The organism is Canicola haemoglobinophilus (assembly GCF_002015075.1).
GTDB classification, from domain to species: domain Bacteria; phylum Pseudomonadota; class Gammaproteobacteria; order Enterobacterales; family Pasteurellaceae; genus Canicola; species Canicola haemoglobinophilus.
Map to the genome: position 1 here is coordinate 1 of NZ_MUXZ01000059.1, position 714 is coordinate 714.

Annotated in this window: 2 protein-coding genes; both read right to left on the reverse strand. The window is 43.4% G+C overall.

Annotated elements, in window-relative coordinates:
• Window positions 1-202, reverse strand: a 202-nt coding sequence (locus B0186_RS12105) for a DNA-binding domain-containing protein (RefSeq protein ID WP_328588253.1), incomplete at its 3' end; no start/stop codon positions are given.
• Between the two features lie 51 nt (window positions 203-253).
• Window positions 254-714 (reverse strand): DNA-binding protein (locus B0186_RS12110; protein WP_268875299.1); only part of this gene is annotated, 461 nt, incomplete at its 5' end.

Genomic DNA, 714 nt, shown 5'->3' on the forward strand with positions numbered 1-714 from the left:
GAGCGTATTTACCGCCACGTCGATACACTTCTTCGGTTTTAGGGACTTCTCGTGCCATTTTGCGTTTTAATGAAGAAAGCGAAGGGATTTTCCAAGTATTTAACACCGCTGCTTGTTTTAATACTTGGTAGCTATGTGCAATGCTCGGTTGCTCTCGGCTGTAGTAGAAATTTTTGAAGAATTTCCACGCTGCCTCATCCATCTCTGCCGTTTTTTTCGTCCCTTTACCACTGTTATTGAGCAATAACGGCAGTCAATCTTCACGAGGGGCGTTTTTAATGAGATACCACCAGTTTTTTAATGAACCTACGGTCAGTTTCTTTTGGTTGTTTTGTTGTCTTTCTGCATTCTCTTTGCCGCATACTGCGTCAAAGGCATTTAAAACATTCACGCCACTTTCCACTAAATTTGCCACCGCAAACATTACGCCTAGCTTAATTTTGGCTTGTTCTTGAGCTTTGTGACTCGCATCGTCCCACATTTGCCATAATTCATTACTGGCAAGCGGTCGGTTTTGCTCAATTTTTTGCAATTCCGCTGCGGTTTGTTGTGGGGTGGTTTTGAGTAGGATCTCTTGCTGCACTTCGATTGGAAGACTGCTAAAGGCGTACTCTAAGCCACCGCCACGACCTTCACGTTTACGAGATTGCCAGTTTTCACGTTTGGCTTGCACAGATATATTTTTGGGTGCTTTTGGCAATCCTAATAAACCTA